Source organism: Comamonas sp. B21-038, from assembly GCF_022387135.1.
In the GTDB taxonomy this organism is placed as follows: Bacteria; Pseudomonadota; Gammaproteobacteria; order Burkholderiales; family Burkholderiaceae_C; genus Comamonas; species Comamonas sediminis.
In genome coordinates, this window is record NZ_CP092462.1 from 2,768,187 (window position 1) to 2,791,340 (window position 23,154).

24 protein-coding genes and 1 tRNA gene are annotated in these 23,154 nt (G+C 62.2%); 12 read left to right on the top strand and 13 right to left on the bottom strand.

Going from position 1 to position 23,154, the window contains the following annotated elements:
- Positions 1-43 precede the first annotated feature (43 nt).
- Both MJ205_RS12645 and MJ205_RS12650 read right to left on the bottom strand, forming a co-directional pair.
- Positions 44-2,080 (bottom strand): VC_2705 family sodium/solute symporter, encoded by a 2,037-nt coding sequence (locus MJ205_RS12645; RefSeq protein WP_239808793.1) that lies wholly within the window; start codon positions 2,078-2,080, stop codon positions 44-46.
- Complete coding sequence (locus MJ205_RS12650) at positions 2,064-2,342, bottom strand: hypothetical protein (protein ID WP_239808794.1); 279 nt, start codon at positions 2,340-2,342, stop codon at positions 2,064-2,066. Before MJ205_RS12650 ends, MJ205_RS12645 begins: the two co-directional genes overlap by 17 nt.
- A gap of 213 nt (positions 2,343-2,555) precedes the next feature.
- Between MJ205_RS12650 and MJ205_RS12655 the strand changes: the two genes are divergently transcribed.
- The 4 genes from MJ205_RS12655 (at position 2,556) to MJ205_RS12670 (ending at position 6,423) form a co-directional block, all read left to right on the top strand.
- Positions 2,556-3,767: an ABC transporter substrate-binding protein gene (locus MJ205_RS12655; RefSeq protein ID WP_239808795.1), complete on the top strand. Its 1,212-nt coding sequence runs from the start codon at positions 2,556-2,558 to the stop codon at positions 3,765-3,767.
- Between the two features lie 139 nt (positions 3,768-3,906).
- Positions 3,907-4,842, top strand: a complete 936-nt coding sequence (locus MJ205_RS12660) for a hypothetical protein (protein ID WP_239808796.1) — start codon at positions 3,907-3,909, stop codon at positions 4,840-4,842.
- A gap of 103 nt (positions 4,843-4,945) precedes the next feature.
- Positions 4,946-5,506, top strand: coding sequence for a sigma-70 family RNA polymerase sigma factor (locus tag MJ205_RS12665; RefSeq protein WP_239808797.1), 561 nt, complete (start codon positions 4,946-4,948; stop codon positions 5,504-5,506).
- A complete protein-coding gene (locus MJ205_RS12670; protein WP_239808798.1) occupies positions 5,503-6,423 on the top strand; it encodes a hypothetical protein in 921 nt (306 codons plus the stop codon). The genes MJ205_RS12665 and MJ205_RS12670 overlap by 4 nt, the downstream gene beginning before the upstream one ends.
- Before the next feature lie 99 nt (positions 6,424-6,522).
- On the opposite strand, the gene MJ205_RS12675 is transcribed toward MJ205_RS12670, so the two are convergent.
- The 5 genes from MJ205_RS12675 to MJ205_RS12695 all read right to left on the bottom strand — a co-directional run bounded on the left by MJ205_RS12675 (position 6,523) and on the right by MJ205_RS12695 (position 10,057).
- Positions 6,523-7,170: a LysE family translocator gene (locus tag MJ205_RS12675; protein ID WP_239808799.1), complete on the bottom strand. Its 648-nt coding sequence runs from the start codon at positions 7,168-7,170 to the stop codon at positions 6,523-6,525.
- Between the two features lie 215 nt (positions 7,171-7,385).
- On the bottom strand, positions 7,386-8,243 hold the full coding sequence (locus MJ205_RS12680; protein ID WP_239808800.1) for a siderophore-interacting protein: 858 nt from the start codon (positions 8,241-8,243) through the stop codon (positions 7,386-7,388).
- A 243-nt stretch (positions 8,244-8,486) separates the two neighbouring features.
- Positions 8,487-9,092 (bottom strand): lipocalin family protein, encoded by a 606-nt coding sequence (locus MJ205_RS12685; RefSeq protein ID WP_239808801.1) that lies wholly within the window; start codon positions 9,090-9,092, stop codon positions 8,487-8,489.
- A gap of 124 nt (positions 9,093-9,216) precedes the next feature.
- The gene (locus MJ205_RS12690) at positions 9,217-9,744 is read right to left on the bottom strand and encodes an MgtC/SapB family protein (protein WP_239808802.1); all 528 of its coding nucleotides are present in this window, start codon (positions 9,742-9,744) and stop codon (positions 9,217-9,219) included.
- 103 nt (positions 9,745-9,847) lie between these two features.
- Complete coding sequence (locus MJ205_RS12695; protein WP_133859091.1) at positions 9,848-10,057, bottom strand: CsbD family protein; 210 nt, start codon at positions 10,055-10,057, stop codon at positions 9,848-9,850.
- 278 nt (positions 10,058-10,335) lie between these two features.
- Between MJ205_RS12695 and MJ205_RS12700 the strand changes: the two genes are divergently transcribed.
- The 3 genes from MJ205_RS12700 (at position 10,336) to MJ205_RS12710 (ending at position 12,614) form a co-directional block, all read left to right on the top strand.
- The gene (locus MJ205_RS12700) at positions 10,336-10,560 is read left to right on the top strand and encodes a hypothetical protein (protein ID WP_239808803.1); all 225 of its coding nucleotides are present in this window, start codon (positions 10,336-10,338) and stop codon (positions 10,558-10,560) included.
- A gap of 205 nt (positions 10,561-10,765) precedes the next feature.
- A complete protein-coding gene (locus MJ205_RS12705) occupies positions 10,766-11,062 on the top strand; it encodes a DNA-directed RNA polymerase subunit alpha C-terminal domain-containing protein (protein WP_239808804.1) in 297 nt (98 codons plus the stop codon).
- Positions 11,063-11,342: 280 nt separating this feature from the next.
- Positions 11,343-12,614, top strand: coding sequence for a serine hydrolase domain-containing protein (locus MJ205_RS12710; RefSeq protein ID WP_239812738.1), 1,272 nt, complete (start codon positions 11,343-11,345; stop codon positions 12,612-12,614).
- Positions 12,615-12,671: 57 nt separating this feature from the next.
- Here MJ205_RS12710 and MJ205_RS12715 read toward each other — a convergent pair whose 3' ends face one another.
- A complete protein-coding gene (locus tag MJ205_RS12715) occupies positions 12,672-13,361 on the bottom strand; it encodes a hypothetical protein (RefSeq protein WP_239808805.1) in 690 nt (229 codons plus the stop codon).
- A 163-nt stretch (positions 13,362-13,524) separates the two neighbouring features.
- Here MJ205_RS12715 and MJ205_RS12720 point away from each other — a divergent pair, with 163 nt between their 5' ends.
- Entirely contained in the window at positions 13,525-13,860 is a 336-nt protein-coding gene (locus MJ205_RS12720) for a Rap1a/Tai family immunity protein (protein WP_239808806.1), read from the top strand.
- Positions 13,861-14,178: 318 nt separating this feature from the next.
- Here the strand turns inward: MJ205_RS12720 and MJ205_RS12725 are convergent, their stop codons facing one another.
- The 4 genes from MJ205_RS12725 to MJ205_RS12740 all read right to left on the bottom strand — a co-directional run bounded on the left by MJ205_RS12725 (position 14,179) and on the right by MJ205_RS12740 (position 18,400).
- Positions 14,179-14,406, bottom strand: coding sequence for a hypothetical protein (locus MJ205_RS12725; protein WP_239808807.1), 228 nt, complete (start codon positions 14,404-14,406; stop codon positions 14,179-14,181).
- 621 nt (positions 14,407-15,027) lie between these two features.
- A tRNA-Val gene (locus tag MJ205_RS12730) sits at positions 15,028-15,104 on the bottom strand.
- Positions 15,105-15,187: 83 nt separating this feature from the next.
- On the bottom strand, positions 15,188-17,428 hold the full coding sequence (locus MJ205_RS12735) for a RelA/SpoT family protein (RefSeq protein WP_394680727.1): 2,241 nt from the start codon (positions 17,426-17,428) through the stop codon (positions 15,188-15,190).
- Between the two features lie 36 nt (positions 17,429-17,464).
- Entirely contained in the window at positions 17,465-18,400 is a 936-nt protein-coding gene (locus MJ205_RS12740; protein ID WP_239808809.1) for an alpha/beta fold hydrolase, read from the bottom strand.
- Between the two features lie 113 nt (positions 18,401-18,513).
- On the opposite strand from MJ205_RS12740, the gene MJ205_RS12745 reads away from it, so the two are divergent.
- The 4 genes from MJ205_RS12745 to MJ205_RS12760 all read left to right on the top strand — a co-directional run bounded on the left by MJ205_RS12745 (position 18,514) and on the right by MJ205_RS12760 (position 22,536).
- The gene (locus MJ205_RS12745) at positions 18,514-19,302 is read left to right on the top strand and encodes a 3-hydroxybutyrate dehydrogenase (RefSeq protein ID WP_239808810.1); all 789 of its coding nucleotides are present in this window, start codon (positions 18,514-18,516) and stop codon (positions 19,300-19,302) included.
- Between the two features lie 313 nt (positions 19,303-19,615).
- On the top strand, positions 19,616-20,347 hold the full coding sequence (ompR, locus tag MJ205_RS12750) for an osmolarity response regulator transcription factor OmpR (protein ID WP_021027409.1): 732 nt from the start codon (positions 19,616-19,618) through the stop codon (positions 20,345-20,347).
- A 167-nt stretch (positions 20,348-20,514) separates the two neighbouring features.
- A complete protein-coding gene (locus tag MJ205_RS12755; RefSeq protein WP_239808811.1) occupies positions 20,515-22,032 on the top strand; it encodes a sensor histidine kinase in 1,518 nt (505 codons plus the stop codon).
- 108 nt (positions 22,033-22,140) lie between these two features.
- A complete protein-coding gene (locus MJ205_RS12760; RefSeq protein WP_256460932.1) occupies positions 22,141-22,536 on the top strand; it encodes a GFA family protein in 396 nt (131 codons plus the stop codon).
- Positions 22,537-22,607: 71 nt separating this feature from the next.
- Here MJ205_RS12760 and ispF read toward each other — a convergent pair whose 3' ends face one another.
- Positions 22,608-23,111, bottom strand: coding sequence for a 2-C-methyl-D-erythritol 2,4-cyclodiphosphate synthase (ispF, locus tag MJ205_RS12765; RefSeq protein ID WP_239808813.1), 504 nt, complete (start codon positions 23,109-23,111; stop codon positions 22,608-22,610).
- Between the last annotated feature and the right edge of the window lie 43 nt (positions 23,112-23,154).

Genomic DNA, 23,154 nt, shown 5'->3' on the forward strand with positions numbered 1-23,154 from the left:
CAGCCTGTGCAGTTTTTTTATGTCCGGGCCAGCCTGGCCTGCGCTATGGGGCGCGGGGCAAGGACTGCCGGGTGCAGCAGCTGACCGCCCAGGTCACGAAGATGCCCAGCGGCACACCAAACACCGCTGCCAATGTGGGCTGAATGCCCCACCACAGATGCGCAGAGGCCTGGGCGCCGGGCACGAGGCTGGTGATCGGCATGTTGACGACCATGTAGTACAGCGTAATTCCCAGGCCGGCCGCCATGCCGCACACGGCCCCGCGCCGCGTGGCACCGCGCCAGTACAGGCCCAGCAGCATGGCCGGCACAAAGGCGGCAGCGGCAATCGAGAATGAAGCGGACACCAGCACCAGAATGCCCGAGCTGCGCACCGACGCCACTGCGGCCGCAGCGAGCGCCACCATCAGCAATGTGAACTTGGACAGAATCACGCGCTGCTGCGGCGTGACCGACTTGCCGCGCTCGACCAGGTAGAGGTCACGCACCAGCGCGTTGCTGATGGTCAGCAGCAGGCCATCGGCGGTGGACAGCGCAGCGGCCAGCCCACCGGCCGCCACGAGGCCCGAGACCACAAAGGGCAGCCCCCCCAACTCCGGCGTGGCCAGCATGATCAGGTCCGCACCAAGGTGGATTTCGCCCCATTGCACGATGCCATCGCCATTCGCATCCTCGATCGACAGCAAGGCATTGTCCATCCGCGTCCACTGCGCGATCCAGGCCGGCAACGCATCGAAATGGCTACCGACCAGGCTTTGCATCACCTCCAGCTTGACCAGCGCAGCGAGCGCCGGCGCACTGGTGTAGAGCAGCACCACGAAGAACAAGGTCCAGACCACCGAGCTGCGCGCAGCCGCCGGACTGGGCAGGGTGTAGAAGCGGGTGAGCAGATGCGGCAGACCGGCCGTGCCCAGCATCAGGCAGAACATCAGCGCCATGAAGTTACGGCGCGACAGGCTCTCCTGCTCCTGCGCGCTTTGTTCGGTGCCCAGCATCGGCGCATAGGGCAAGGTGTGCTGCGGCATGCCGCCCAGCGGCTGGGCACGGGCATAGTTCTCGCGCATGGCTGCCGTCCACAGCTCACGGGCGCTGGCCACGTCCTGCGGCAAGGCGGCCAGCTCGCGTCCTGCGGCCAGCACCTGGCTCAGGTCCGCATTGCTGATGCGCAACTGCTGCACTTTCTCGTGCAGGCGCGTGCGCTCCGCCTCCAGCGCAGCGGGGATGTTGCGCAGCCGCGATTCATACAGCATGCCCTTTTGCAGATAGACCAGTTCCACATCGCGCTCGGCCGGGTCGCTCAGCAGCTGCTTTTCCAGGTCGGCGATCTTGCCCAGGTCCTGGGTGTAGGCTACGGCGGCGACCGGGTTGCCCAGGCGCTGGTAGGCCAGCCACGACACCGGGATGAGGAAGGCCAGCAGGATCATCACGTACTGCGCGACCTGGGTCCAGGTGATGGCCCGCATGCCGCCCAGAAAGGAGCACACCAGCACACCGCCCAAGCCCAGCATGATGCCGATCTCGAACTGCACGCCGGTGAGCCGCGAGGCGATCAGGCCCACCGCATAGATCTGCGCCACCACATAGGAAAACGAGCACATCACCGCTGCCACCGCAGCAATCACGCGCGGCCAGCGCCCGCCATAGCGCAGCTGAAAGAAATCGGGCAAGGTGTAGAGATTGAGCGCCCGCAGCTGCGGCGCAATCAGCAGCGCCACCAATACAAAGCCGCCACTCCAGCCCAGCAGATAGGCCAGGCCCCCCGCTTGCTGGCTGGTGCCGGCAAAGCCCTGCAGGTACAGCGCGCCCGACAGCGACAAGAAGGAGGCCGCGCTCATCCAGTCGGCCGCCGTGGCCATGCCGTTGTAGACCGGCGGTATGCGGCGCCCGGCCACGTAGTACTCCTCCGAATCGGCCGTGCGCCCCCAGACGCCAATGGCCGCATACATCATCACCGGGACAAACAGGAACAGCGGACCAATCCACTGGCGCGACAGACCGGCGCGCTCGGCCCAGGCGACCAGGCCGATGAAGCAGCCCAGGCCCAGCAGGTACAGCACAAAGAACTTATGGTTTCGTGCCATGGTCATTGCGGGCAACCTGCACATCCTTCTCCGGGTGGCGGTGCATGTACAAGGCGTAGCCGCCAACCAGCAGCACATACAGCACCGGCAGCACCGATGCGCCGTACAGATAGGCGGTGCCATTGCCCCAGAGGGCATCGATCTCCGGCGCCCAGTACAGGCCGCCAAAAGTGCTGAGCACCAGCACCAGCAAGACCAGCAGCTTCATCGCGTTGAGCGGCATGGTCTCAAAGGGGGCGGGGTGGGTGTGCGAGGGATCCATCGGGGCCTTTCAAGCCATATGACTGAGACAGCAGCAGGGTGCAGCCAGCATTCTTGCATTTTGTCGCAGATGGGACTGGTTTGCCCAGCGTCCTAGGGGAAGCACCGTAATGGGCTGCCGCAACGCTTTTGATAATTCCTGCGAAGGCCGGTGGTCACGCTGCAGCCAGGCCAGGACCCGCCGGTGACGACAACAACAGACAGGAGATAAGCAATGACCCTTCGCACATCCACCGCTGCTGCCAGCTTGCTGGCATGCGCCACCCTGGCCGTCCAGGCCGCCGGCATCTCCGATGACAAGGTCAAGATCGGTGTGCTCAGCGACATGTCGGGCCAGTACGCAGACTCGGGCGGCAAGGGCTCGGTAGAAGCGGCCAAGATGGCAGTCGAAGACTTTGGCGCCAAGGTGCTGGGCAAGCCGGTGGAAGTGGTGTTTGCCGACCACCAGAACAAGGCCGATATCGGCGGCACCAAGGCGCGCCAGTGGTGGGATGCCGAAGGGGTGGACATGATCGTCGACATCAACAACTCGGCCATTGCCGGTGCGGTGTTCACGATGGCCAAGGAGCGTGGCAAGGTCGCCATCAGCACGGGCGCGCTGTCCACCGGGCTGACCAATGAGTTCTGCGGCCCGACATCGATCCACTACACGGTGGATTCGTACTCGCTGGGCAAGTCTGCGGTACAGAGTATCCTGGCCCAGGGCAAGAAGGACTGGTACATCGTGGCCGTCGATTACGCCTATGGCAAGGTGACGGCCGCCACCGTCACCGACTTCGTCAAGGAAGGCGGCGGCAAGGTGCTGGGCACCGTCTACCACCCCTTCAATGCCAGCGATTTCTCGTCCTTCATGATGCAGGCCCAGGCCAGCAAGGCCCAGGTGATCGCACTGGCCAACGCCACGCAGGACACCGTCAACTCCATCAAGACGGCGCGCGAGTTCGGCATGACCAAGAACCTGACCTTTGTGCCCCAGCTCATCTACATCAACGATGCCCATGCGATGGGGCTGGAGCTGGGCCAGGGCCTGACCTTTGCGACCGCGTTCTATTGGGACCGCAACGATGCCTCGCGCGAGTGGTCCAAAAAATACCAAGCCCGCATGAAGAAAATGCCCTCGATGAACCAGGCCAGCGTCTACTCGGCCGTCACCCAGTATCTCAAGGCCATCGAGGCGGCTGGCACCGACGATGGCCTGGCGGTGACCAAGCAGCTCAAGACCATGAAGATCAGCGACATGTTCTCGCAAAACGGCTATGTGCGCGAAGACGGCCGCATGGTGCATGACATGTTCCTGGTGCAGATGAAGACACCCAAGGAATCCAAGGGCCCCTGGGACTACTACAAGATCCTGGACACCATCCCGGGCGAGCAGGCTTTCCAGCCACTGTCCAAGAGCACCTGCTCGCTGGTGACGCAGAAGTAAGCGCGGCTTTCGGGCAGGCCCGCTGCAACGGCCTGCCCGCGAGGCTTACAAATAAATACGATTGGGTGCAGCGCCCTTTAACCCCTTGCGGGCGGATGGCGCGATTCAGGGCAGACCACCACTTCTGCAAAGCCCTGCCATGCACGCCCCCTCTGCCCCGGTTTCTGCGTTCTTCTCCGCTTGCCTACACCAGCGCCTCGGCATCAAAGCCCTGGCGTCACTCGCCCTGCTTGCTGGCAGCCTGGTGGGCGGCCTGCCCGCGCAGGCCAGCCAGCTGGCCGATGTGCAGATCATCGACCGCAGCAGTGGCCAACGCCTGCCTCTGTACTACCACCAGGGCGAGTACTGGGTGGCAGGCCAGCCGGGCAGCAGCTATGCCGTCGATATCAAGAACCGCAGCCGAGGCCGCATCCTCGCAGTGCTCAGCATTGACGGCATCAACGCCATCAGCGGCCAGGCAGCGGCTGCCGTGCCCGACGATGGCTATGTGCTGGGCGGCCGCCAGCAGTGGGCCATCTCCGGCTGGCGCAAGAGCGACCAGCAGGTCGCCGCCTTCTACTTCTCGCACAGCGACGATTCTTATGCCGCACGCACCGGCCGGCCCCGCGACATCGGGGTGATCGGGGTCGCGGTGTTCCGCGAGCGCGAACCCCAGCCCCAGCCACCCATCCTGCGCAACCGCGAGGCGCAAAAAAGCTCGGCACCGGCCGCCGAGGCCAGCAGCGCCGACAGCGCAGTGCCAGCGATGCCGCCACCCGCCAGCCCCGCCGCCTCCGCCGCGCCCAGTGCCCCGGTCGCTGCAGAATCCCGCCAGGCCACCGCACCCGCTGCCCCGGCACCGGTGGCGCCGCGCCTGGGCACCGGCCATGGTGCACTGGAGCGCTCTGTGACGCGGACCACCGAGTTCCACAGCGCCAGCAGCAGCCCGGCGCAAATCATCCACATCCGCTATGACAGCCATGCCAACCTGGTGGCCCAGGGCATCATCCGCGCGCCGCAGTCCGCTGCGCAGCCGGCGCCCCGCCCTTTTCCGGCATCGCCGTCGGGCTATGTACCTGATCCGCCTGCCTATTGACGGCCTGCATGCGCGGGCAAGGCCGTGCGGCGGCGTGCGATTTTCTCCACAGTCTCCACCCGCAAGCACAGGCTTTTGCATAATCTGCCGCATGCAAGCCGAGATGCCAGACGACCAAGCGCTGATGCTGGCCTACGCCAGCGGTCAGGTGGCGGCGTTCGAGCAGCTCTACCAGCGCCACAGCCAGCGCTTGTGGCGTTATTTTTTCCGCAATACCGGCAATGCCGCGCTGGCCGATGACCTGGCGCAGGAGACCTGGTTTGCCGTGGTCGATGGCGCCGCCCGCTACCAGCCGCAGGCACAGTTCACTACCTGGGCCTTCACCTTGGCCCACCACAAGCTGGTGGACCACTGGCGCCGCCACAAGGCCCACCGCAGCCTGGATGAAGAGGACAGCGAAGGCATGCGCCTGGCCGAGACCTTGTTTGCCAACTCCGGCTTTGACCCCGAGCGGCTGCAGGGCCGCAAGGACCTGGCGCGCGCGCTGCTCGACGCCCTGGCCCAGTTGCCCCCCGAACAGCGCGAGACATTTTTGTTGCAGGCCGAGGCCGATATGTCCTTGGCCGAGATCGCGGCGGCCACACAGGTGACCCAGGAAACGGCCAAAAGCCGCTTGCGCTATGCCCGCGCCAAACTGCGCCAGGCCATCGAGGTGACCGCATGAACGCCCCGCAAGATCCTAAGCGGCCCGATACGCTGGTCGACCTCTACCGTGAGGCCAGCGCGCAGGATGCCGGCCCCAGCGATGCCAGCACCGCGCGCATCCTGGCCCATGCGCGTGCGAAAGCAGCACAGAACCCCGCCGCTGCGCCTGGCGATCTGGACGGCGCCGGCCAACAAGGCCAGCACTTCGGTGGCGAGGCCGCCAACGACCGCCGCTGGTGGCTGCAGGCACTGGGCAGCCTGGCCGCCATTGGCCTGGTCAGCTGGCTGGCGCTGCAGCAGCTGCATGAACCCGGCGCGCCGCAGTTGGAAGCCCCCCAGATGGACAGCGCGCCCAGCGCAGCATCGGCACCGCCTCCGCCACCTGGCGCGCCCCCGGCACCTGCCGCCGCAGACAGCGCAGCGGCGCCCGCGCCCGCGCCTGCGCCCGCCTCTGCCGCTAACGCAGGCGCGGGCAGCGCCAACACCAGCCCCGCGCCTGCCCGCGCACCCGCGCCGCAGGCAGAGCGCCGCACGCTCCCGGCACCTGCATCCACACCTGCGCCTGTTGCCCCGCCCCTGCCCGCACCTGTTGCACCTGCCTCACCCGCTACAGCCGCCGTGGCACCCGCATACCCTGCGGCCCCACCCGCTGCCAGAAAGCAGGCAGCCGAAGCAAGTCGCGCAGCCGAGCGGCCAGCCCCCCCCATGGCCGCTGCACCGGCAGCCTCAGAAGCCAGCGCCCCACTTGCCGCGGCACCCACCCTGCCCTCATGCGGTCCCGATCTGGATGCCAAGGCGCTGGCCGAACAGCGCCGCCGCATCCAGGTCTATGACCAGGCATTGGCCGCTGGCCTGCCCGTGCCTGAGCCGGCGCCATTGTGCCGCCCAGCGCCCGCCCATGAGGCAGCGCCTGCACAGCCGGTTGACAGCCGCTGAGGCGCCGCCCAACGGCGCGTGTGCATAAAAAACAGGCCTGCATAGGGCAGGCCTGTTGGCGTTGTACCAGCGAAGAAGCAGCGCAGGGTTGACGCCGCACTACGCCACCAGGTCGTAGAGCCCATAGCCAAAACCGGCAACACCGATGGCCAGCAGCAGGCAGGAGGACACCAGCAAGATGCGCTTTTCGCGGGCGGGAGAAATCAAGCGGCGTACCAGCAGCGCAATCAGCCCGAGCATGCTGAAATCCAGCACCACCCAGATGACGGTGAGCACCGCCAGGCTGTGGTCAGGCGCAGGCAGCACGCCGATGAACTGGGGCAGAAATGACGCAAAGAAAATGATGTCCTTGGGGTTGGAGACACCGAGGATAAAGCCCTGGCTGAAGCCGCCCTGCTTGCTGCCCGTGGCAGGTTCTGCAGACATGGCAGTGCCAGTTTGGGCATCCATGGCCCAGGCATCGCCGACCATGCCCCAGGCGATCCAGACGATGTAGAGGCAGCCCGCCAGGCGCACCAGCTTGAACGCGGATTCATCGATGACCAGCAAGCCCTTGATCAACAGCGCCGACAGGAAAATCAGCACCAGCGAGGCCAGGTTGGTGCCGCAAATAGTGGCAAACGCCCGGCGCATGCCACCCACCAGCCCGGCACGGGCCACCAGCAAGGTCACCGGGCCCGGGGTGACCAGCAAGGTAATGACCGACAGCGCGAACAGAAAAACCAGCGATAGATTGAGATCAGACATGGGCTGCGAACTGGGGAGATAGTGCGTGCCTGCGGCGCAGGCCAAAGCGAACGATTGTGCCGCCAAGCCCCGCGTCAATCAATGCACGGCAGCTGTGGTGAACGCTATTGCGACCGTCCCGACCGCCCCGACCGCTGAAGCCCGGCGAAGCGGCACCACGCGCGCACGTGATTACCAGCAGGTGGCCCCTAAGCGTTCTGCCGCGTGCCGTGCGCCTACAGCGCAATGCCCAAGTCGTCCCAATCGGCCAGCTTGCCGCCGGCGGCGCTGAACTTTTGGTAGGCACTTTGGCGCTCGGCATCAATGTCGGTATTGCTTGCGCCGCGCTTCCAGTATCCGGCGATGGACACATCCGCCTTGTCCATGCCGAGCTCGGTTTGAAAATACTTGCGGATAGCGCGCATTTCGTCGCGCTCGCCCGCACCCCAAATCAGATGCTGCGCAGGGGACTGCAACTGGCGCGCCTGTTGCAGCAACAGGTCGGTGCCATGCGCTGGCAGCCGCTGCAACTGCAGGCCAGGCACTGTCGGCAATTCCCCGATCCCATGAACATCATCACTGGCGATCCAGCCCACGCCTTGAACCCCTGCGGGCCAGCGGCGCAGGATCGCGTAGAGCGCAGGCAGTCCCGAGTCATCACAGAACAACGCCACCGGGCGTCCTTCGCCCCGGGGCAGCACGATATTGCCACGGGGGCCTGTCAGCCGCACTTGCTGGCCAATGGCCGCCTGTGCGGCCCAGCGCATCATCGGGCTGTCACCTCCATGCATCACCACATCGAACTCCGCGCAGCGCGTATGCGGTGCAAAGCTTCTGACGGTGTAGACACGCGAGATGGCAGGCCATTGCGGATCAGGATAGACCCGGAAGGCGACGTTCACGCCGTCCCACACCGGGTCGTTGCCGACGTCACCCAGATGCATGCCGACCCGCAAGGTATGCGGTGACGGGCGCTTGAGCGAAATGATCGTGGCATCGAGCAGATGCAGTCCGCGTTGGTGCTCGGTGTCACGGCGCACATCGGGGGCCGCTTGGCTGCTAGAGGGCTGGGAAGGGTGGGAAGCATGGGACATCGACATACAGACCGCGCGGGCCATCGATAGCGTGGAAAAGAGCTTGGCTGGCTGGCAAGCCCTTGAGGCCGACCGGTGGCTAGCAAAAACGACCTTGGAGACGCTGAGGTCCCGGGTCGCCCCACGATGAAACAGATGCCGAGAGCTGCGCTGTAGCTGCATCTCTCGATGGGCTGATGATAAATCAGTTGAGAATGAATATCATTTAATACCCATGCCGCGCACGCAGCCTTTGTCCCGCTTTCAAGCCGCCTTGGAGCTTTCCACCATTTCCAGCGCGGCGCCATGCGGCACGCGCACCAGGCGGCTCGCATCGACGCCGTTGCTCACGGCAATCGCTACCAAACGCGTATAGGCGGCGTCATCGATGCTGGGCGTACGCGAGAGAATCCATGCGTATTTCGCCCCGTCGCCCACCACCACCGCATGGCCTGCATCGTGATCGACGTAGACCACATGGTAGCCCGCATAAAAAGGACGAAAGAAAGAAACTTTCAACGAGCCAACTTCCGGCCCTGCCAGCAGCTTGGCGACCGCTGTTGCGGATTTCCACCGCCCGTTCGCCGGATCGAATCCGCGATTGGTCACCTGTACCGTGCCGTCGCTTTGCAACACATAGTCGGCGGTGCAGGAGGTCAGACCCCTCTCAAACACATAGTCGATTCGGGCCAGCTCATACCAGTGGCCCATGTACTGCTCCGCATCAAAGTCCTGCACGGGGCGCACGTTCTGAGGCACCCGTACCCGCTGGCCGGCATACCACAGCGCCGAGACGGCGGCTGTCAACACCATGGCCAGCGGAAATGACGAGGTTTTGGCGGTGGCCGCCGCCCGAGGGGTACTGCGCATTGGGGCTCCTTTGAACAAAACCCTTTTGTACCGCGCATGCCGTGGCAGCGGCGTAGGCCCGGCCAATGCGAGGGTCTAGGTGGATTCTGACAATGCCGCGCCGGAAGCAGGACGCGGCCCGCCCTCACTCGGGCTGGCGCTGCTCCGCCGGAGAGCCATCCTTGCGCGGCACCACATTCTTGGGTAGCACCATCAACACGAACAGCGCAAACAAGGCGCAGAGAATGGCAGCTGCCTCCTCCCCTGCGCCCACAGCCATGCCGATCGCCGCAGTGAACCAGATCCCCGCAGCGGTCGTCAAGCCTTTCACATCCTCGGTGCTCTCCTTGGCCGGCTTCAGAATTGCACCGGCGCCCAGAAAGCCGACACCGGCCACCAGCCCCTGGATCACGCGGCTCGAATCCATAGGCGTCATGCCCATCAGCTGCGCCACCGCAAGGAAAGTGGCAGAACCCATCGCCACCAGCATATGGGTGCGCAAACCTGCGGCCTTGCCGCTGGCTTCTCGTTCATAGCCCAGCATGCCGCCCAGCAATGCGGCCAGCAACAACTTGAAAATAATGCGTGTGGCCTGGGCCAGATCCGTGAGGTCGGACAGTTCACCAGCCACGGTATTGACAATGGTCTGGAAAGCAGAGTCAGAAGAATTCATCGCACAAGCCTTGGTGCATCACGCAGCAAAGCGGCCATGCATTCAGGGCCGCTCGCCAACACATTAAAAACCTCCCCGGTGTGAACCGGAGAGGCCGCCTTGATTACCAGCGGTAGTTGTTCTTGGTTTCCCAGTCCTTCACCTGCTGCTCGGCTGCATCCTTGGCAATGCCTTCGCGCTCCTGGATGCGCCCCACCAACTGTTCACGCTGGCCATCGACAACATCCAGATCATCATTGGTCAATTTGCCCCATTGCTCCTGCACCTTGCCTTTGAACTGCTTCCAGTTGCCCTTGATCGTGTCTTCGTTCATCAGTCACTCCTTGATGGTTTGAGGGTTAAAAGATTGGCGTGCAACCAGTGTCACACCATCACCAGTCCGGTATTGCAGTCGTGCAAGCTGCATGGCCGTAAGGGCTCTCCCACAGCCATCGCAGAACGGACGATTTGTGCCTAAGTCACGTCAGACCAAAGCTTTTTCTATGGGAATTCGATACCCAGTACATGCGCCGCAGCGCATACTGGCGGTGGCGACGAGGAGCGGCCTCGCATAGAACCGGCATTCCAGCGATATTCAAGGAGTTGAAAGCCATGACATATGCATCCAAACCCCTTCCGGCTCAGGCACTGAGCCAGGAAGAGATTCAAGCCCGTTATGAAAGGGACCGAATTTCCTATCCCGATGGTGTTCCCGACTCCCGTATTACCTGGATAGAAAGGCCAGAATACAAAGGCAATGAACTCAGCTACCGCGGCCAGAAGCCCAAGACCATCGTGACCCTGGGCAGTAGCGCGAGCCCCAGCACCCCCTCCTGAGTGCCTCCAAGTGTGCAAGCAAGCATGGCCCTCCATGGGTGCTGGCAGATGCATCCATTTCTCTGTCCAACAGCCCTCTGCAGAGGGCTTTTTCATGCGCGCAGGGGGCAGGCGCCGCATCTCGCACTGCGCCCCTGGGTTGTAAGCTTGTATTAGGACTCGGGTGCTAGCATCAAGGCTCGCAACATAACCCTGTCTCTATCTGATGTCTCCGCTGAACGATGCGCCATTTGCGCACGCCACCCCGCTTGCAGGAAAGCTCTCCAACCGCGCATTCAACGCCCTGGCCCGCCACAACATCACGACCGTGGAAGCAGTCATTGCGGCCTACCCCGAGCGGCTGCTCAAACTGGCCGGTTTTGGCCTGCAGTCGCTGCGAGAGGTCGAAGCGGTGTTCTTCCCCGGCCAGTGCTATCTGGCTGACCTCAAAGATGGCCAACGCCCCTCGAAGAAAATGCATATTGCAGCGCCTGCAGGATTAGGACTGGCTTCAACCGCCTGAATACAGGCTCAACCGCCACGCAAGACAAACCGGTACGCGCCGGTCCCCCCGCCCACCTTGGTGCGCTCCCGTACAGCGAGCGCCTCGATGCGAAGACCGTGCAAAACGCGATGATTCCCGTCACCCATCCACACTGTTTGCGGCAGATGAAGGCAGCATGCTTTTGGGCTCTATAAGATACTGCGAAGAGCATGCATGAATGGAGCTACAGATGGCAGTAACGCAGTGGTTGAAACGCGCACCGGGCCTGGGCGCAGCATCGCTTTTGCTGGTCTGCCATATGGCTGCAGCGCAAGCGGTGCGCGCATCTGCATACCCCGATGCCGCAGACAGCGATCCCGTCAAACTGGGCTGGATGGTCGGATCGCCGCCGCCTGCGAACCGCATTCTGCGGTTTGAAGACGGCTCCTATTTCCAATTTCCCGCGATGCGCTGGAGTGTGGCGCACTTTCGCGAGTTGATGCCGACGGTGAATGTTTCACGCGGCCTGCGGCCTCCCGCCCCATTGCTGAGGGCTTTGCGTGACGATATCGACGGCTTGGAATTCAAGCGCCTGGATACCGGAGAAACCATGCGTTGGCGTGACGCGCTGGCCGCCAACTACACCGACGGCATTGTCGTGCTGCACCAAGGCCGCATCGTTTACGAACGCTATGCCGGCGCACTCCAGCCCGATGGCCAGCATGCAGCGATGTCGGTCACCAAGTCCTTTATCGGTACCTTGGCAGCGATGCTGGTCGCGGAAGGAAAGCTCGACCCTGAGCGCAAGGTGGCGGACTATGTGCCGGAACTCTCCAAATCAGCCTTTGGCAGCGCCACCGTGCGCCAGGTGATGGACATGACCACCGGCATCCGGTTCAGCGAAGACTACGCCGATCCCAACGCAGAGGTCTGGGCCCATGCGGCCGCAGGCAATCCCTTGCCCAAACCCAAAGACTTCAACGGCCCCCGCAGCTACTACGAGTTTCTGCAGACCGTACAACCACAAGGCCAGCACGGCGAGGCCTTTGGCTACCGCACCGCCAATACCGATGCGCTCGGTTGGATCATCGCGCGGGTCAGCGGCCAGTCCGTCGCGCAGCTCTTGTCCAGCCGGATCTGGAGCCGCCTGGGCGCCGAGCAGGATGCGTATATGTCGGTAGACGCAACCGGCACCCCGTTTGCCGGCGGGGGCCTGAACACAGGCCTGCGAGACCTTGCGCGCTTTGGCGAAATGGTCCGCAACAACGGCTTTTTCAACGGACAGCAGATCATTCCCGCTGCAGCCATCGCAGATATCCGCCAAGGCGGCAAGCCAGCCGATTTCGCCAAAGCCGGCTACACCCTCTTGCCCGGCTGGAGCTACCGCAATATGTGGTGGATCACGCACAACGACCACGGTGCCTTTGCCGCACGCGGCGTGCATGGCCAGGCGCTCTATATCGATCCGAAAGCGGAAATGGTCATTGCCCGCTATGGATCGCACCCGGTGGCTGGGAATGCGGCAAATGACCCAACCTCATTGCCGGCGTTTGAGGCGCTGGCGCGGTATTTGATGCGGGCTCGGCGCTGATGCAGGCCAGCGAAAACATCGCCAGCCAAGTGCCTACGCAGGTTTTTTCGATGGCCGTTAAAAGGATGAAAGAACCCTGTACTTGATGGAGCTTCCCGGCAACTCAAGCACTTGGATACGTGCCGTCCGGAATTGGATCTCCATGGGGAGTGCCTCGACGTCGTAGGCCACATCCTGAGAAAACGCCGGGCGTACAAAGTCACCGGCGTACTCGCGGTACAGCAGCCTCAGTGTCTTGCCCGCAGAACCCAAAAATACCAACTCATTGCGAAAGGCCTCAGGCCGAAGAATGGACTCTTCTACCGCTCTAATCGCAATGGGGCGAGGCAAGTCTTTGTGCCACCATACGGAGTCCGCCGGTACCATGACCTCCGTCACATGGCCATCCGCCGTGAGACCAGAAAAGCATGTGGGTTTGATGGCCACACCGAGCAGATTGCGCATTGTCATACGCTCTGTGCAGTAGGCCTCTTTCGAGTCTGCTACTGCCTTGACCAAATAGTCAGTCTGGGAGACGTCTACGGGAGCGCCCCCAATCCTTCCAGAATACGGTTCGGCAAGCTGCATGCCGGATTTCTTCCAGACTTTGTATTGCGACAGCACGGCAGAGCCAACAGTGGCAGTGGAGGTACTTCCGATACTCGGATCTGTGCCGATGGTTGGCTCAACACTTGGCGCCTTCTGTACTTGGATGGTGGTACAAGCAGACAGTGAAAAAAGCAAAGCGGGAATCAGGACGTAACGCATAGAAGCCAATTTCTGAAGTCGATTCCTTGAGCATAGCAGCGATGCCGCAATGTGGTGCTCAGTTTATCTACAGCATCCCCGCGATCCGGAGATCGATGGTCGTGCGTTGTTCCCTGCCACGCTCGGCACTGTAAGATCCCGCTCATTTGCTTAGGAGATTGAATTGATTCGCCATCTGATTTCCGCGCTCTGCCTCGTAGCTGCCGCCAACGCAAACGCATACTCCGGCAACGACCTTCTTAACGACCTCACAAGTACCAAGCGCAATGGTCTTACACCTGGCAACGCATTGCACGACGGGGTTGGAATGGGATATATCATGGGTGCGAGTGACATGCTGATCCAATCTGAGGCCGTATGCTATCCCAAGAACATAAAAAATGGACAAATTAGCACAGCGGTGCAGAAGTATTTGGAAGGAAACCCCGAAAAGAGAGATGCGCAGGCGGCGCTTCTCGTTTATATAGCCCTTACAGTGAACTTTCCTTGCAAGAAGTAGTCTTTTAGAATTCACATTTCTGCATTTATTAATCCGAATGGTATCACCACAACCGAGATTACCCTCGCGTTAAGACCGCCAGCTTTGGGCCTGGCGCTCTAGTTCAAAGCATTATGACAGATAATAAATTTTAGAAATAAAACGCATAATATCTTCTTCCTCATACCGAATGAAAATTTTTATTTTGGATTTCTATCACCCGCAGCGCTTCCAGATGGACGTGCACTTCATTCTTTCCAGCATACAACGATAGAGCTGCCGATACTTCAAGAAGACCTTCTTGAGAATTGAACTTTCTCAAAGCAAGTTTTAACTACATCAACCCCAAAACTGCCGGTGCAACAGTTTCACCCGCAACGCCAGGATTTCTGGATCATGCGACATATGCAGGACGGGCGTGGTGCCCATGCGCACATACTCATACCAGGCGTGGAAGGCGAAGGACTTGGGCAACGCCTGGGCCGTATCCCTGATCGCGTCACGGGTGAAAATCAGGGCTTCAGAATGCGCATTCTTGAACCGGGCCAGTACCGACCGGGTGCACATTTCTCAATGTGCAGGCTCTAACGCATGAGTCACTCTGGATGGAATCAACGAAGCCTACTCTCTCAGCCCGTCCCGCTGGATGTGGGCCGACGTCCCTTCATCCAAGCCAGCGCCGAGAGCACGCTCAGCGCAAAAATCCGGCATTGCTCGGCATTCCAAGAAGCGCAGAGCCAGCACCACTGGCCAAGCATGCATAAGATGCATGCACGCCTGGCGCATGAAGCTTTCAGCCCTGCGATAGCCTAGCCGCAGCTGTGCCGCGCACTGCGATGGCAACCCGATCTAATCACAAGGCCTTCTGCAAATACTGCACATAACGCAAGGACGCATTGCATGGGTAGCAGACGCGGCACACCTACGCGACCAACGCCCTGCGCGCCGGCGTGAACCTGACCTGCATCGCCAGGCAGATGGGACACAAGAACGCAACAAAGATGCTTTCACCGGCCGCCCCAATGGGATTGACGGCTCAGATCGGGCGCAGGATAAGCCAAAGCTTGAAAAGCAGCGCAGAAATGAAAAAACCGCCCAGAAGGCGGTTTGTTCAAAATAGAAACCTTGGAGAGGTTTCTTACCAAATCCCTGTTGTCCTGAAGTCTGGTTCTCTTCAGAGGGACAATTTGGTAGGCGCGATTGGACTCGAACCAACGACCCCCACCATGTCAAGGTGGTGCTCTAACCAGCTGAGCTACGCGCCTGTCGTTGAAGACTCAAATTATAGCCAGAAAAAACGGCCCAAATGGAAAGTTGCGGCTTTTTTTGAAAATAGTGCTTTTCGACCCTATTTCCGGCGCACCGAACGGACGCCCGATACCGTCGCCACAGAGGCCAGCACCTTGGCCAGCTTGCCCGAATCCGAGACCTCCACGGTGAACGTCATCCAGGCCGTGCCCTTGACGGACTGGGTCTGCACACCGATCACATTGGTCTTGTCCCGCGCGAACAACTCGGAGATATCACGCAGCAGGCCCTGGCGGTCGTGGGCCTCCACCGCCACATCCACCGGGTAGACCGCTTCGGCCGAGCGTTGGCCGCTGGTGGGCTGTCCCCATTCCACATCGATACTGCGCTCGGGGTTGCGCGCGCACATCTCGCGGAAGTTGCTGCAATCGTGGCGGTGCACGCTGACCCCTTTGCCGCGCGTGACGAAGCCGCCGATGCGATCGGGCGGCGCAGGCTTGCAGCACTTGGCCAGCTGGGTCATCAGCGAATCGACGCCCACGACCAGCACCCCACCCTTGCCCGAGCCTTCCGTCGCCTTGCGCGGGCGGCTCAGCACCAGGTCATCATCGGCCTGCACCGGCTCGGGGGGACGCAGAATGTTCTCAATAGTGCGCAGCGACAGCTCATCCTTGCCCACCACCTCGAACAGCGCCTCTGCCGTCTTGAAGCCCAGCTGGTCTGCCAGGTCGTCGTGCTTGAGAGCCGTCTTGCCTTCGCGCTGCAGCAGCTTCTCGACCAGCTCACGGCCACGGCTCACTGTCTCGTGCATCACCTGGGCATTGAACCAGGCACGCACCTTGGCCTTGGCGCGGGAGCTGACCAGGTAGCCCAGCTCGGCATTGAGCCAGTCGCGCGATGGCCGCCCTTCCTTGACGGAAACGATCTCCACCGTCTGCCCGTTTTGCAGTGGCGTGTTGAGCGGCACCATCTGGCCATCGACCTTGGCACCCCGGCAGCGGTGGCCCAGATCGGTGTGGACCGAATAGGCAAAGTCCACCGGGGTGGCGCCCTGGGGCAGCTCGATCACTGCAGCGTTGGGCGTCAGCACATAGATATGGTCGTCAAACAGGCCACTGTCCTGGGTCTGCCCGACCATGTCCTTGCGCCAGGCCAGCAGCTGGCGCAGCACCGCAATCTTGGCGTCATAGTCACTGGTAGCAGATACACCGGCATAACCCTTGGTGCCCGCTTCTTTATAGGCCCAATGGGCGGCCACACCGTTTTCCGCATGGTCGTGCATGGCCTGGGTGCGGATCTGAATCTCGATGGCCTTGCCATGCTCGTCCCGCACTACCGTGTGCAGCGATTGGTAGCCATTGGGTTTGGGCTTGGCAATGTAGTCGTCAAACTCCGACTCCACCGGGCTGAAGGCCTCGTGCACAAAGGACAGCGCCGCATAGCAGTCCTTGACCGTGGGCACGACGACGCGCAGCGCGCGGATATCGAAAAGCTGGTCAAAGCCCAGCGACTTGCCGCGCATCTTCTTGATGATGCTGTAGATATGCTTGGGGCGGCCGGCCACGGTAGCGCTGATGCTGTGCGCGCGCAGGTCGGATTCGAGCCGCTCGCGTAGGCCCACCATATAGAGCTCGCGCTCCACCCGCGTCTCGTCCAGCAGCTTGGCGATCTTCTTGTAGGTGTCAGGCTCCAGAAAGCGGAAAGCCAGGTCCTCCAGCTCCCACTTGATCTGCCAGATACCCAGGCGGTTGGCCAGCGGCGCAAAGACCTGCAGGCTCTCGCGCGCCACTGCAGGCGACACTGGCCCCTTGGTGGCCGCATACCAGCGCAAGGTCTGCAGGCGGGATGTCAGGCGCAGCATTACCACACGCAAGTCGCGCGAGAATGCCAGCAGCATCTTGCGGATGTTCTCGGTCTGCGTGGCCGGATCATCGACCAGATGGCCGGCATCGGCCTGGCGCGCCTGGGCCTGCACCTTCATCAGCGCCACGGTTTCTACGGCCAGCACCGCATAGCTTTCACCAAAAGCCTTGCCGATGACTTCGCGCGGCTTGTTGAGCTGCTCGCTGGTGTGCACCAGGTAGGCAGCGGCCTGCATGGCTTCGGAGCCGCCAATATGTTTGAGGATGGCAGCCACGGCATCGGCGTGCTGCAGCGCGTTCTCGCCCGTGTCCAGCGTCTCTTCTGCAATCAGCGGAACAGAGAAGGCCCGGGCCCGCGCCAGAACGTTGTCTTGCATCGGCAGGGCGTTGGCAGTGGCCGCCACCAATGGCGAGACGGGTTCTGGGGGGAGATGTTCCGCGCCGGGCGCGGGCTGAGCGACTGCTGTAAGACTTTTCATGTTGTCACCACCATCACGCCCTGACAGGGACGTGCGCTACGCACCGCATAAAAAAGCCAGCACTGCAGCCGTTTGATCAAAAGATACCAAGGTGGGAGCATGGCCGACACCGGCAAACTCCACCACCCGTGCCCGGGGGCCACGTTGCGCCATAGATTGGGCCGTTTGGGCAGAAAGCAAGTCGGAATCTGCGCCACGCAGCACCAGGGTGACGGCATCGATCTGCTCGTACAAACGCCACAGCAGCTGCTCGCCGGCGGCAGCCATCTCCGGCGTCATCGCCTGCATGGGCTGTGCAATGGCCGGGTCGTAATGCAGCCGTACCGCGCCTGCGCCTTCGGGCCGAAGCATCGGGCGCGACAACGCCAGCCACTCCTCATCGCTGTGCGGGCCAAAACCTTTGGACAGCTGGCCCATGGCCGCCACGGCTTCCTGCTCGGAGGCATACAGCATATGCTGGCCCACATAGCTGCCAATGCGCGCCAGTGCCGAGGGCTCGATGGTCGGCCCGACATCATTCAGTACCAGGCGGCGGATGGGTGCAGGCATCAGCAGCCGGATGCTCGGCTCGCCCGCCAGGCCGATGCCGATGAGGCCCCCCATGCTGGTGCCGACCCAATCGAGCTTGCCAATGGGTGCCGCGCGGTGCACCTGCTGCAGCATCGCCAGCATGTCGGCCACATACAAGGGCACCTGGTAGCCGGCAGGGTCCTCCAGCCAATCGCTGTAGCCCCGGCCCACGACATCCGGGCAGATCACCCGCGCCTGCAGCGCCAGTTGCCGCGCCAGCACATCAAAATCACGCCCCTGCCGGGTCAGGCCATGGGCGCAGATGATCACATGCGGGTGGTTCAGATCCCCGGTGTCGTTCCACTCCCAATAGGCCATGCGGTGCGTGGCACTCTGGCGACCCGTGTCCGTATTCCCCGCCACCGCACAGGTGACATACTGCAAGCGTGGATCTTGGTACATGGTCCCTCTTATATGGATGAACGCAGCGCTACCAGGCAAACCGTGGCTGGGGTTTGCCTTAGGATGGATGCAAGCGTTTGCATGAATACTAACCGAGTAACTGGAGATATTGGATGTTGAAAGCAAAAACAGCGCTCGTCACCGGATCGACGAGCGGTATCGGACTGGGGATTGCCAAGGCGTTGGCGCGCCAGGGTGCCAACATCATCTTGAATGGCTTTGGGGATTCAGAAGGCCCCATCCAGGAAGTACAAGACGTCATCGCCAGCAGCGGCTCGGGCGCGCGGGTCGGCTACCACGGCGCTGACATGAGCAAGGCCGCCGACATCGAGGCCATGTTCGCCTACGCCACCGAGGCCTTCGGCCAGGTGGATATCCTCGTCAACAACGCCGGCATCCAGCATGTGGCGAATGTGCAGGATTTCCCGGTCGAGCGCTGGGATGCCATCATCGCCATCAACCTCACCAGCGCCTTCCACACGAGCCGGTTGGCGCTGCCCACGATGCAGAAGTCGGGCTGGGGCCGCATCATCAATATCGCCTCGGTTCATGGCCTCGTGGGCTCGGCCGGCAAATCGGCCTATGTGGCCGCCAAGCATGGCATTGTCGGGCTCACCAAGGTCACCGCTTTGGAGAATGCCGCCAGCGGCATCACCTGCAACGCCATCTGCCCGGGCTGGGTACTCACGCCGCTGGTGCAAAAGCAGGTCGATGCCAAGGCTGCCCAGATGGGTGTCAGCAATGAAGAGGCCAAAAAGCTGCTGCTCGGAGAAAAAGAACCGTCGATGCAGTTCACCACACCTGAAGAACTCGGGGAGCTGGCTGTGTTCTTCTGCTCGCCCGCTGCCAACAATGTGCGCGGCGTGGCCTGGAACATGGATGGAGGCTGGGTCGCGCAATAAAGCAGGATCCGGTCGGGGCGCGAGCCCCCTCACCCAGGCGCGAAGGCGCCTTTTTTCTGGTCTAGCGCCATCCATGCACCAAACGCATAGTTATGAAACATTTTTGAAATCTGTCGTACCCGGTTCTTTAAAATCAGCAAATTCCTTAAAAAATGCAGGAAAAAGTCGATTTATTGCGTAAGAATGCATCTCCCAGACTGCATATGTAACGCAAATTTTGTAACTTTGGGTCAAAAAAACGTGCTGGATTGCGCACTTTTCACAAAAACCGGTCAAAATGTAAATATTACATATCAACCGGAGGACTCCGCCCATGGTTACTGCCACCAATCGCGTCGACAAAATCTTGGTCGTTGATGACGACGCACGTATCCGCGATCTGCTGCGCCGCTACCTGTCGCACGAAGGCTTTGAAGTCATGATTGCCGAAGATGGCAAAGGCCTGCAACGCATCTTGCTGCGCGAGACGGTGGATCTGATCGTGCTCGATTTGATGATGCCTGGAGAAGACGGCCTGTCCATCTGCCGCCGCCTGCGCGCCAGCAATGACCGCACCCCGATCATCATGCTGACCGCCAAGGGTGAGGATGTCGACCGCATCGTGGGTCTGGAAGTCGGCGCCGATGACTACATCGGCAAGCCCTTCAACCCGCGTGAATTGCTGGCCCGTATCCATGCGGTGCTGCGCCGCCGCCCACCGCAGGAAGCGCCTGGCGCCCCCTCGGGCGAAAACGAAGTGGTGAACTTTGGCCCCTTCACGTTCGACATGAGCACCCGCGTGCTGACCAAGGACGGCGAAGAGCTGCCGCTGACCACCGGCGAGTTCGCGATGCTCAAGACCCTGGTGCGCCACCCGCGCCAGCCGCTGTCGCGTGAAAAGCTCGCGTTGCTGGCGCGTGGCCGTGAGTTCGAGCCCTTTGACCGCAGCCTGGACGTACAGGTATCGCGTCTGCGCAAGCTGGTCGAGGTCGACCCCGCCGCACCGCGCTATATCCAGACCGTCTGGGGCGTGGGCTATGTCTTCGTACCCGATGGCGCCAACTGATTCTTGACCGTCACCCCCCAAAAACCGCCCCAGCCTGGCTGAGAGGCGGTTTTTTTTGGGAGATACCCCCACGCTCGGGCACGGCATGGTGCCCCACCCGCTTTACAGCGAAAATACCAGGCAATCCCGGTCTTTATTGATCCGACTCTTCTACACGCACACGGCCCATGGCTCCTACCCCCGTCAACGATCCCGACCAATCCGGCCTGGCCCCGCTGGAAGGCAGCACCACAGCGGCCGCGCACAGCAACAAGCGCACCCGCGTCGGCCTCAATCTCTTCTGGCGCACCTTCTTTCTGCTCGCCATCCTGCTGACGGGCAGCATCCTGGCCTGGGTGCAGACCCTGCGCTCGCTGGAGACGGAACCGCGCGCCATCCAGACAGCCCAGCAGATCGCCTCGCTGGTCAACCTCAGCCGTGCCGCACTGATGCACTCCGATGCCATCGCCCGCGTCTCCCTGGTCAAGACCATGGCGGACCAGGAAGGGGTGCGCATCGTCCCGCGTGAGCCCAAGGACGTATATGAATCCATCGACAACTCCACCCCGCTGGGCGCGCGCCTGACGCAGGAAGTCACCAAGCGCCTGGGCCCCAGCACCATCGTGGCCAGCAGCGTCAACGGCGAAGAAGGCCTGTGGGTGGGCTTCACCATCGATGGCGACCAAAACTGGTTTCTGATCGAGCCTTCGCGCTTCAACCCGGCCGGCGGCAAGACCTGGCTGGTGTGGGTGCTGACCGCTGCGGCGCTGTCGTTGGCTGGAGCCGCGGTGATTGCCGGCCTCATCAACCGGCCGCTCAAGCAGCTCTCCAGCGCCACCAACCGGCTGCGCGAAGGCGATTTTGCAGCGCAGCTCGATGAAGACGCGGTCACCAGCGAGATCCGCGAGGTGAACATCGGCTTCAACCGCATGAGTGAGCGCCTGTCCAAGCTGGAACAAGACCGCGCGGTGATGCTCGCCGGCATCTCGCACGACCTGCGCACCCCGCTGGCCCGGCTGCGGCTGGAGACCGAGATGAGCGTGTTCGACCAGGTCGCGCGCGAGCACATGGTGGCCGACATCGTGCAGCTCGATGCCACCATCGACAAGTTCCTCGACTACGCCCGCCCCGACCACGCTGCCAAGCTCGCCCCCGTCAATGTCTATGGCGTCGTGTCCTCTTGCGTCTACGCGGTGCAGGACCACCAGGAGCTGCAGGTGCACATGAAGGTGCCCGAAGAGCTGATGGTCAACGCCGATGAGATCGAGCTCTCGCGTGTGCTCTCCAACGTCCTGGAAAACGCACGCCGCTATGGCAAGACACCGGGTGCCTCGCACACCCGGGTGGACATCACCGTCAAGTTCAGCGAAAGCACGGTCACCATCCGCATGCGGGACCATGGCCCGGGCGTCTCCAAGGACCAGTTGAGCAGCCTGACCAAGCCGTTTTACCGCGGCGACACCGCGCGCACCGCGGCGGCAGGCGCAGGGCTGGGCCTGTCGATCGTCGAGAAAACCGTGCAACGCATGGGCGGACGCTTGAGCATGGTCAATGCCTCGGACGGCAGCACGGGCCTGGTCACCAGCATCTACCTGCGCCGCGCGCCCGACCAGGCGATCGGTAAGGAGCCCAAGCGCCGCCTGCTGCGCCCGCAGATCAAGCGGCATCTGCCAGGCGCGCCGACCAATCTGGCAGATCTGCAGTAAGAAGCGCCCGCCGGCATGGCTTCGCATGCCGGCGGGCACGCAGCGCTGGCACAAAGCGATGTCTGTGCATAGAATGCTGGCACCTCAATGCCTGCCCAAGGAGTTGACATGCAAGCCCAGTGCCTTTGCGGTGCAGTCCATGTGACCGCACCGACCGTACAAGATGTCCATGTATGCCATTGCAGCATGTGCAGACGCTGGGGTGAGGGCCCCGCCTTTACGCTGCATGGCGGCACCGAGGTGGAGCTGACCGGTCCCGTTGCCCGCTATGCCTCGTCTCCCTGGGCCGAGCGTGCCTTTTGCAGCCATTGCGGCACGCACCTGTTCTACCGCCTGCTGGCCACCAACGAACATTTTCTGTCGGCCGGCCTGTTCCAGGATGAGGAAGGCCTGCAGCTGTCGGCGCAGATTTTCATCGACGAAAAACCGGCCTATTACGACCTGGCCAACGACACGCCCAAGCTCACCGGGGCGCAAGTCCTGGCGCAGTACGAAGAGAGCTGAGAAGGCGCCTTCACAGCGGCCACGATGACCGCCTCTGGCAGGCCGTTCATCCCTTCAAGACAGCCGTTTGCTCAGCCCTGCTCGCCAGCCGCACGCACCAGCAGCACCACCGCACGTGCCTCCATGGCCGCGCCCTGGCCCACCGGGCCCATCTTTTCGGCCGTCTTGGCTTTCACATTGACCTGGGACTCATCAATACCCAAGGTCTTCGCAATATTGGCGCGCATCGCCGGTATGTGCGGCGCCAGCTTGGGCGCCTGGGCGATCACGGTGCTGTCGACATTGTTGACCTGCCAGCCCTTGGCGGCCACGCGGCGCATGGCCTCAGCCAGCAGCACGGCCGAATCGGCACCCCGGAAAGCGGCATCGGTATCGGGAAAATGCGATCCGATATCCCCCATGCCAGCGGCTCCCACCAAGGCATCGGTGATCGCATGCAGCAGCACATCGGCATCCGAGTGGCCCAGCAGGCCCGTGGTGTGCGGCACCTTGATGCCACCCAAAACTAAGTCACGCCCGGGCACCAGCGCATGAATATCCCAACCCTCACCAATGCGCATTTGCAGCATTTGCATCCCTTATCTCGTCCATCTACATCACCCCGCGGTGCAAGCCACT

Bases quoted from the DNA above. Each gene is read 5' to 3' on its own strand.
- MJ205_RS12645 (WP_239808793.1), bottom strand. From the start codon at position 2,080: ATGGCACGAAACCATAAGTTCTTTGTGCTGTACCTGCTGGGCCTGGGC.
- MJ205_RS12650 (WP_239808794.1), bottom strand. From the start codon at position 2,342: ATGGATCCCTCGCACACCCACCCCGCCCCCTTTGAGACCATGCCGCTC.
- MJ205_RS12655 (WP_239808795.1), top strand. From the start codon at position 2,556: ATGACCCTTCGCACATCCACCGCTGCTGCCAGCTTGCTGGCATGCGCC.
- MJ205_RS12660 (WP_239808796.1), top strand. From the start codon at position 3,907: ATGCACGCCCCCTCTGCCCCGGTTTCTGCGTTCTTCTCCGCTTGCCTA.
- MJ205_RS12665 (WP_239808797.1), top strand. From the start codon at position 4,946: ATGCCAGACGACCAAGCGCTGATGCTGGCCTACGCCAGCGGTCAGGTG.
- MJ205_RS12670 (WP_239808798.1), top strand. From the start codon at position 5,503: ATGAACGCCCCGCAAGATCCTAAGCGGCCCGATACGCTGGTCGACCTC.
- MJ205_RS12675 (WP_239808799.1), bottom strand. From the start codon at position 7,170: ATGTCTGATCTCAATCTATCGCTGGTTTTTCTGTTCGCGCTGTCGGTC.
- MJ205_RS12680 (WP_239808800.1), bottom strand. From the start codon at position 8,243: ATGTCCCATGCTTCCCACCCTTCCCAGCCCTCTAGCAGCCAAGCGGCC.
- MJ205_RS12685 (WP_239808801.1), bottom strand. From the start codon at position 9,092: ATGCGCAGTACCCCTCGGGCGGCGGCCACCGCCAAAACCTCGTCATTT.
- MJ205_RS12690 (WP_239808802.1), bottom strand. From the start codon at position 9,744: ATGAATTCTTCTGACTCTGCTTTCCAGACCATTGTCAATACCGTGGCT.
- MJ205_RS12695 (WP_133859091.1), bottom strand. From the start codon at position 10,057: ATGAACGAAGACACGATCAAGGGCAACTGGAAGCAGTTCAAAGGCAAG.
- MJ205_RS12700 (WP_239808803.1), top strand. From the start codon at position 10,336: ATGACATATGCATCCAAACCCCTTCCGGCTCAGGCACTGAGCCAGGAA.
- MJ205_RS12705 (WP_239808804.1), top strand. From the start codon at position 10,766: ATGTCTCCGCTGAACGATGCGCCATTTGCGCACGCCACCCCGCTTGCA.
- MJ205_RS12710 (WP_239812738.1), top strand. From the start codon at position 11,343: ATGGCTGCAGCGCAAGCGGTGCGCGCATCTGCATACCCCGATGCCGCA.
- MJ205_RS12715 (WP_239808805.1), bottom strand. From the start codon at position 13,361: ATGCGTTACGTCCTGATTCCCGCTTTGCTTTTTTCACTGTCTGCTTGT.
- MJ205_RS12725 (WP_239808807.1), bottom strand. From the start codon at position 14,406: ATGTGCACCCGGTCGGTACTGGCCCGGTTCAAGAATGCGCATTCTGAA.
- MJ205_RS12735 (WP_394680727.1), bottom strand. From the start codon at position 17,428: ATGAAAAGTCTTACAGCAGTCGCTCAGCCCGCGCCCGGCGCGGAACAT.
- MJ205_RS12740 (WP_239808809.1), bottom strand. From the start codon at position 18,400: ATGTACCAAGATCCACGCTTGCAGTATGTCACCTGTGCGGTGGCGGGG.
- MJ205_RS12745 (WP_239808810.1), top strand. From the start codon at position 18,514: ATGTTGAAAGCAAAAACAGCGCTCGTCACCGGATCGACGAGCGGTATC.
- ompR (WP_021027409.1), top strand. From the start codon at position 19,616: ATGGTTACTGCCACCAATCGCGTCGACAAAATCTTGGTCGTTGATGAC.
- MJ205_RS12755 (WP_239808811.1), top strand. From the start codon at position 20,515: ATGGCTCCTACCCCCGTCAACGATCCCGACCAATCCGGCCTGGCCCCG.
- MJ205_RS12760 (WP_256460932.1), top strand. From the start codon at position 22,141: ATGCAAGCCCAGTGCCTTTGCGGTGCAGTCCATGTGACCGCACCGACC.
- ispF (WP_239808813.1), bottom strand. From the start codon at position 23,111: ATGCAAATGCTGCAAATGCGCATTGGTGAGGGTTGGGATATTCATGCG.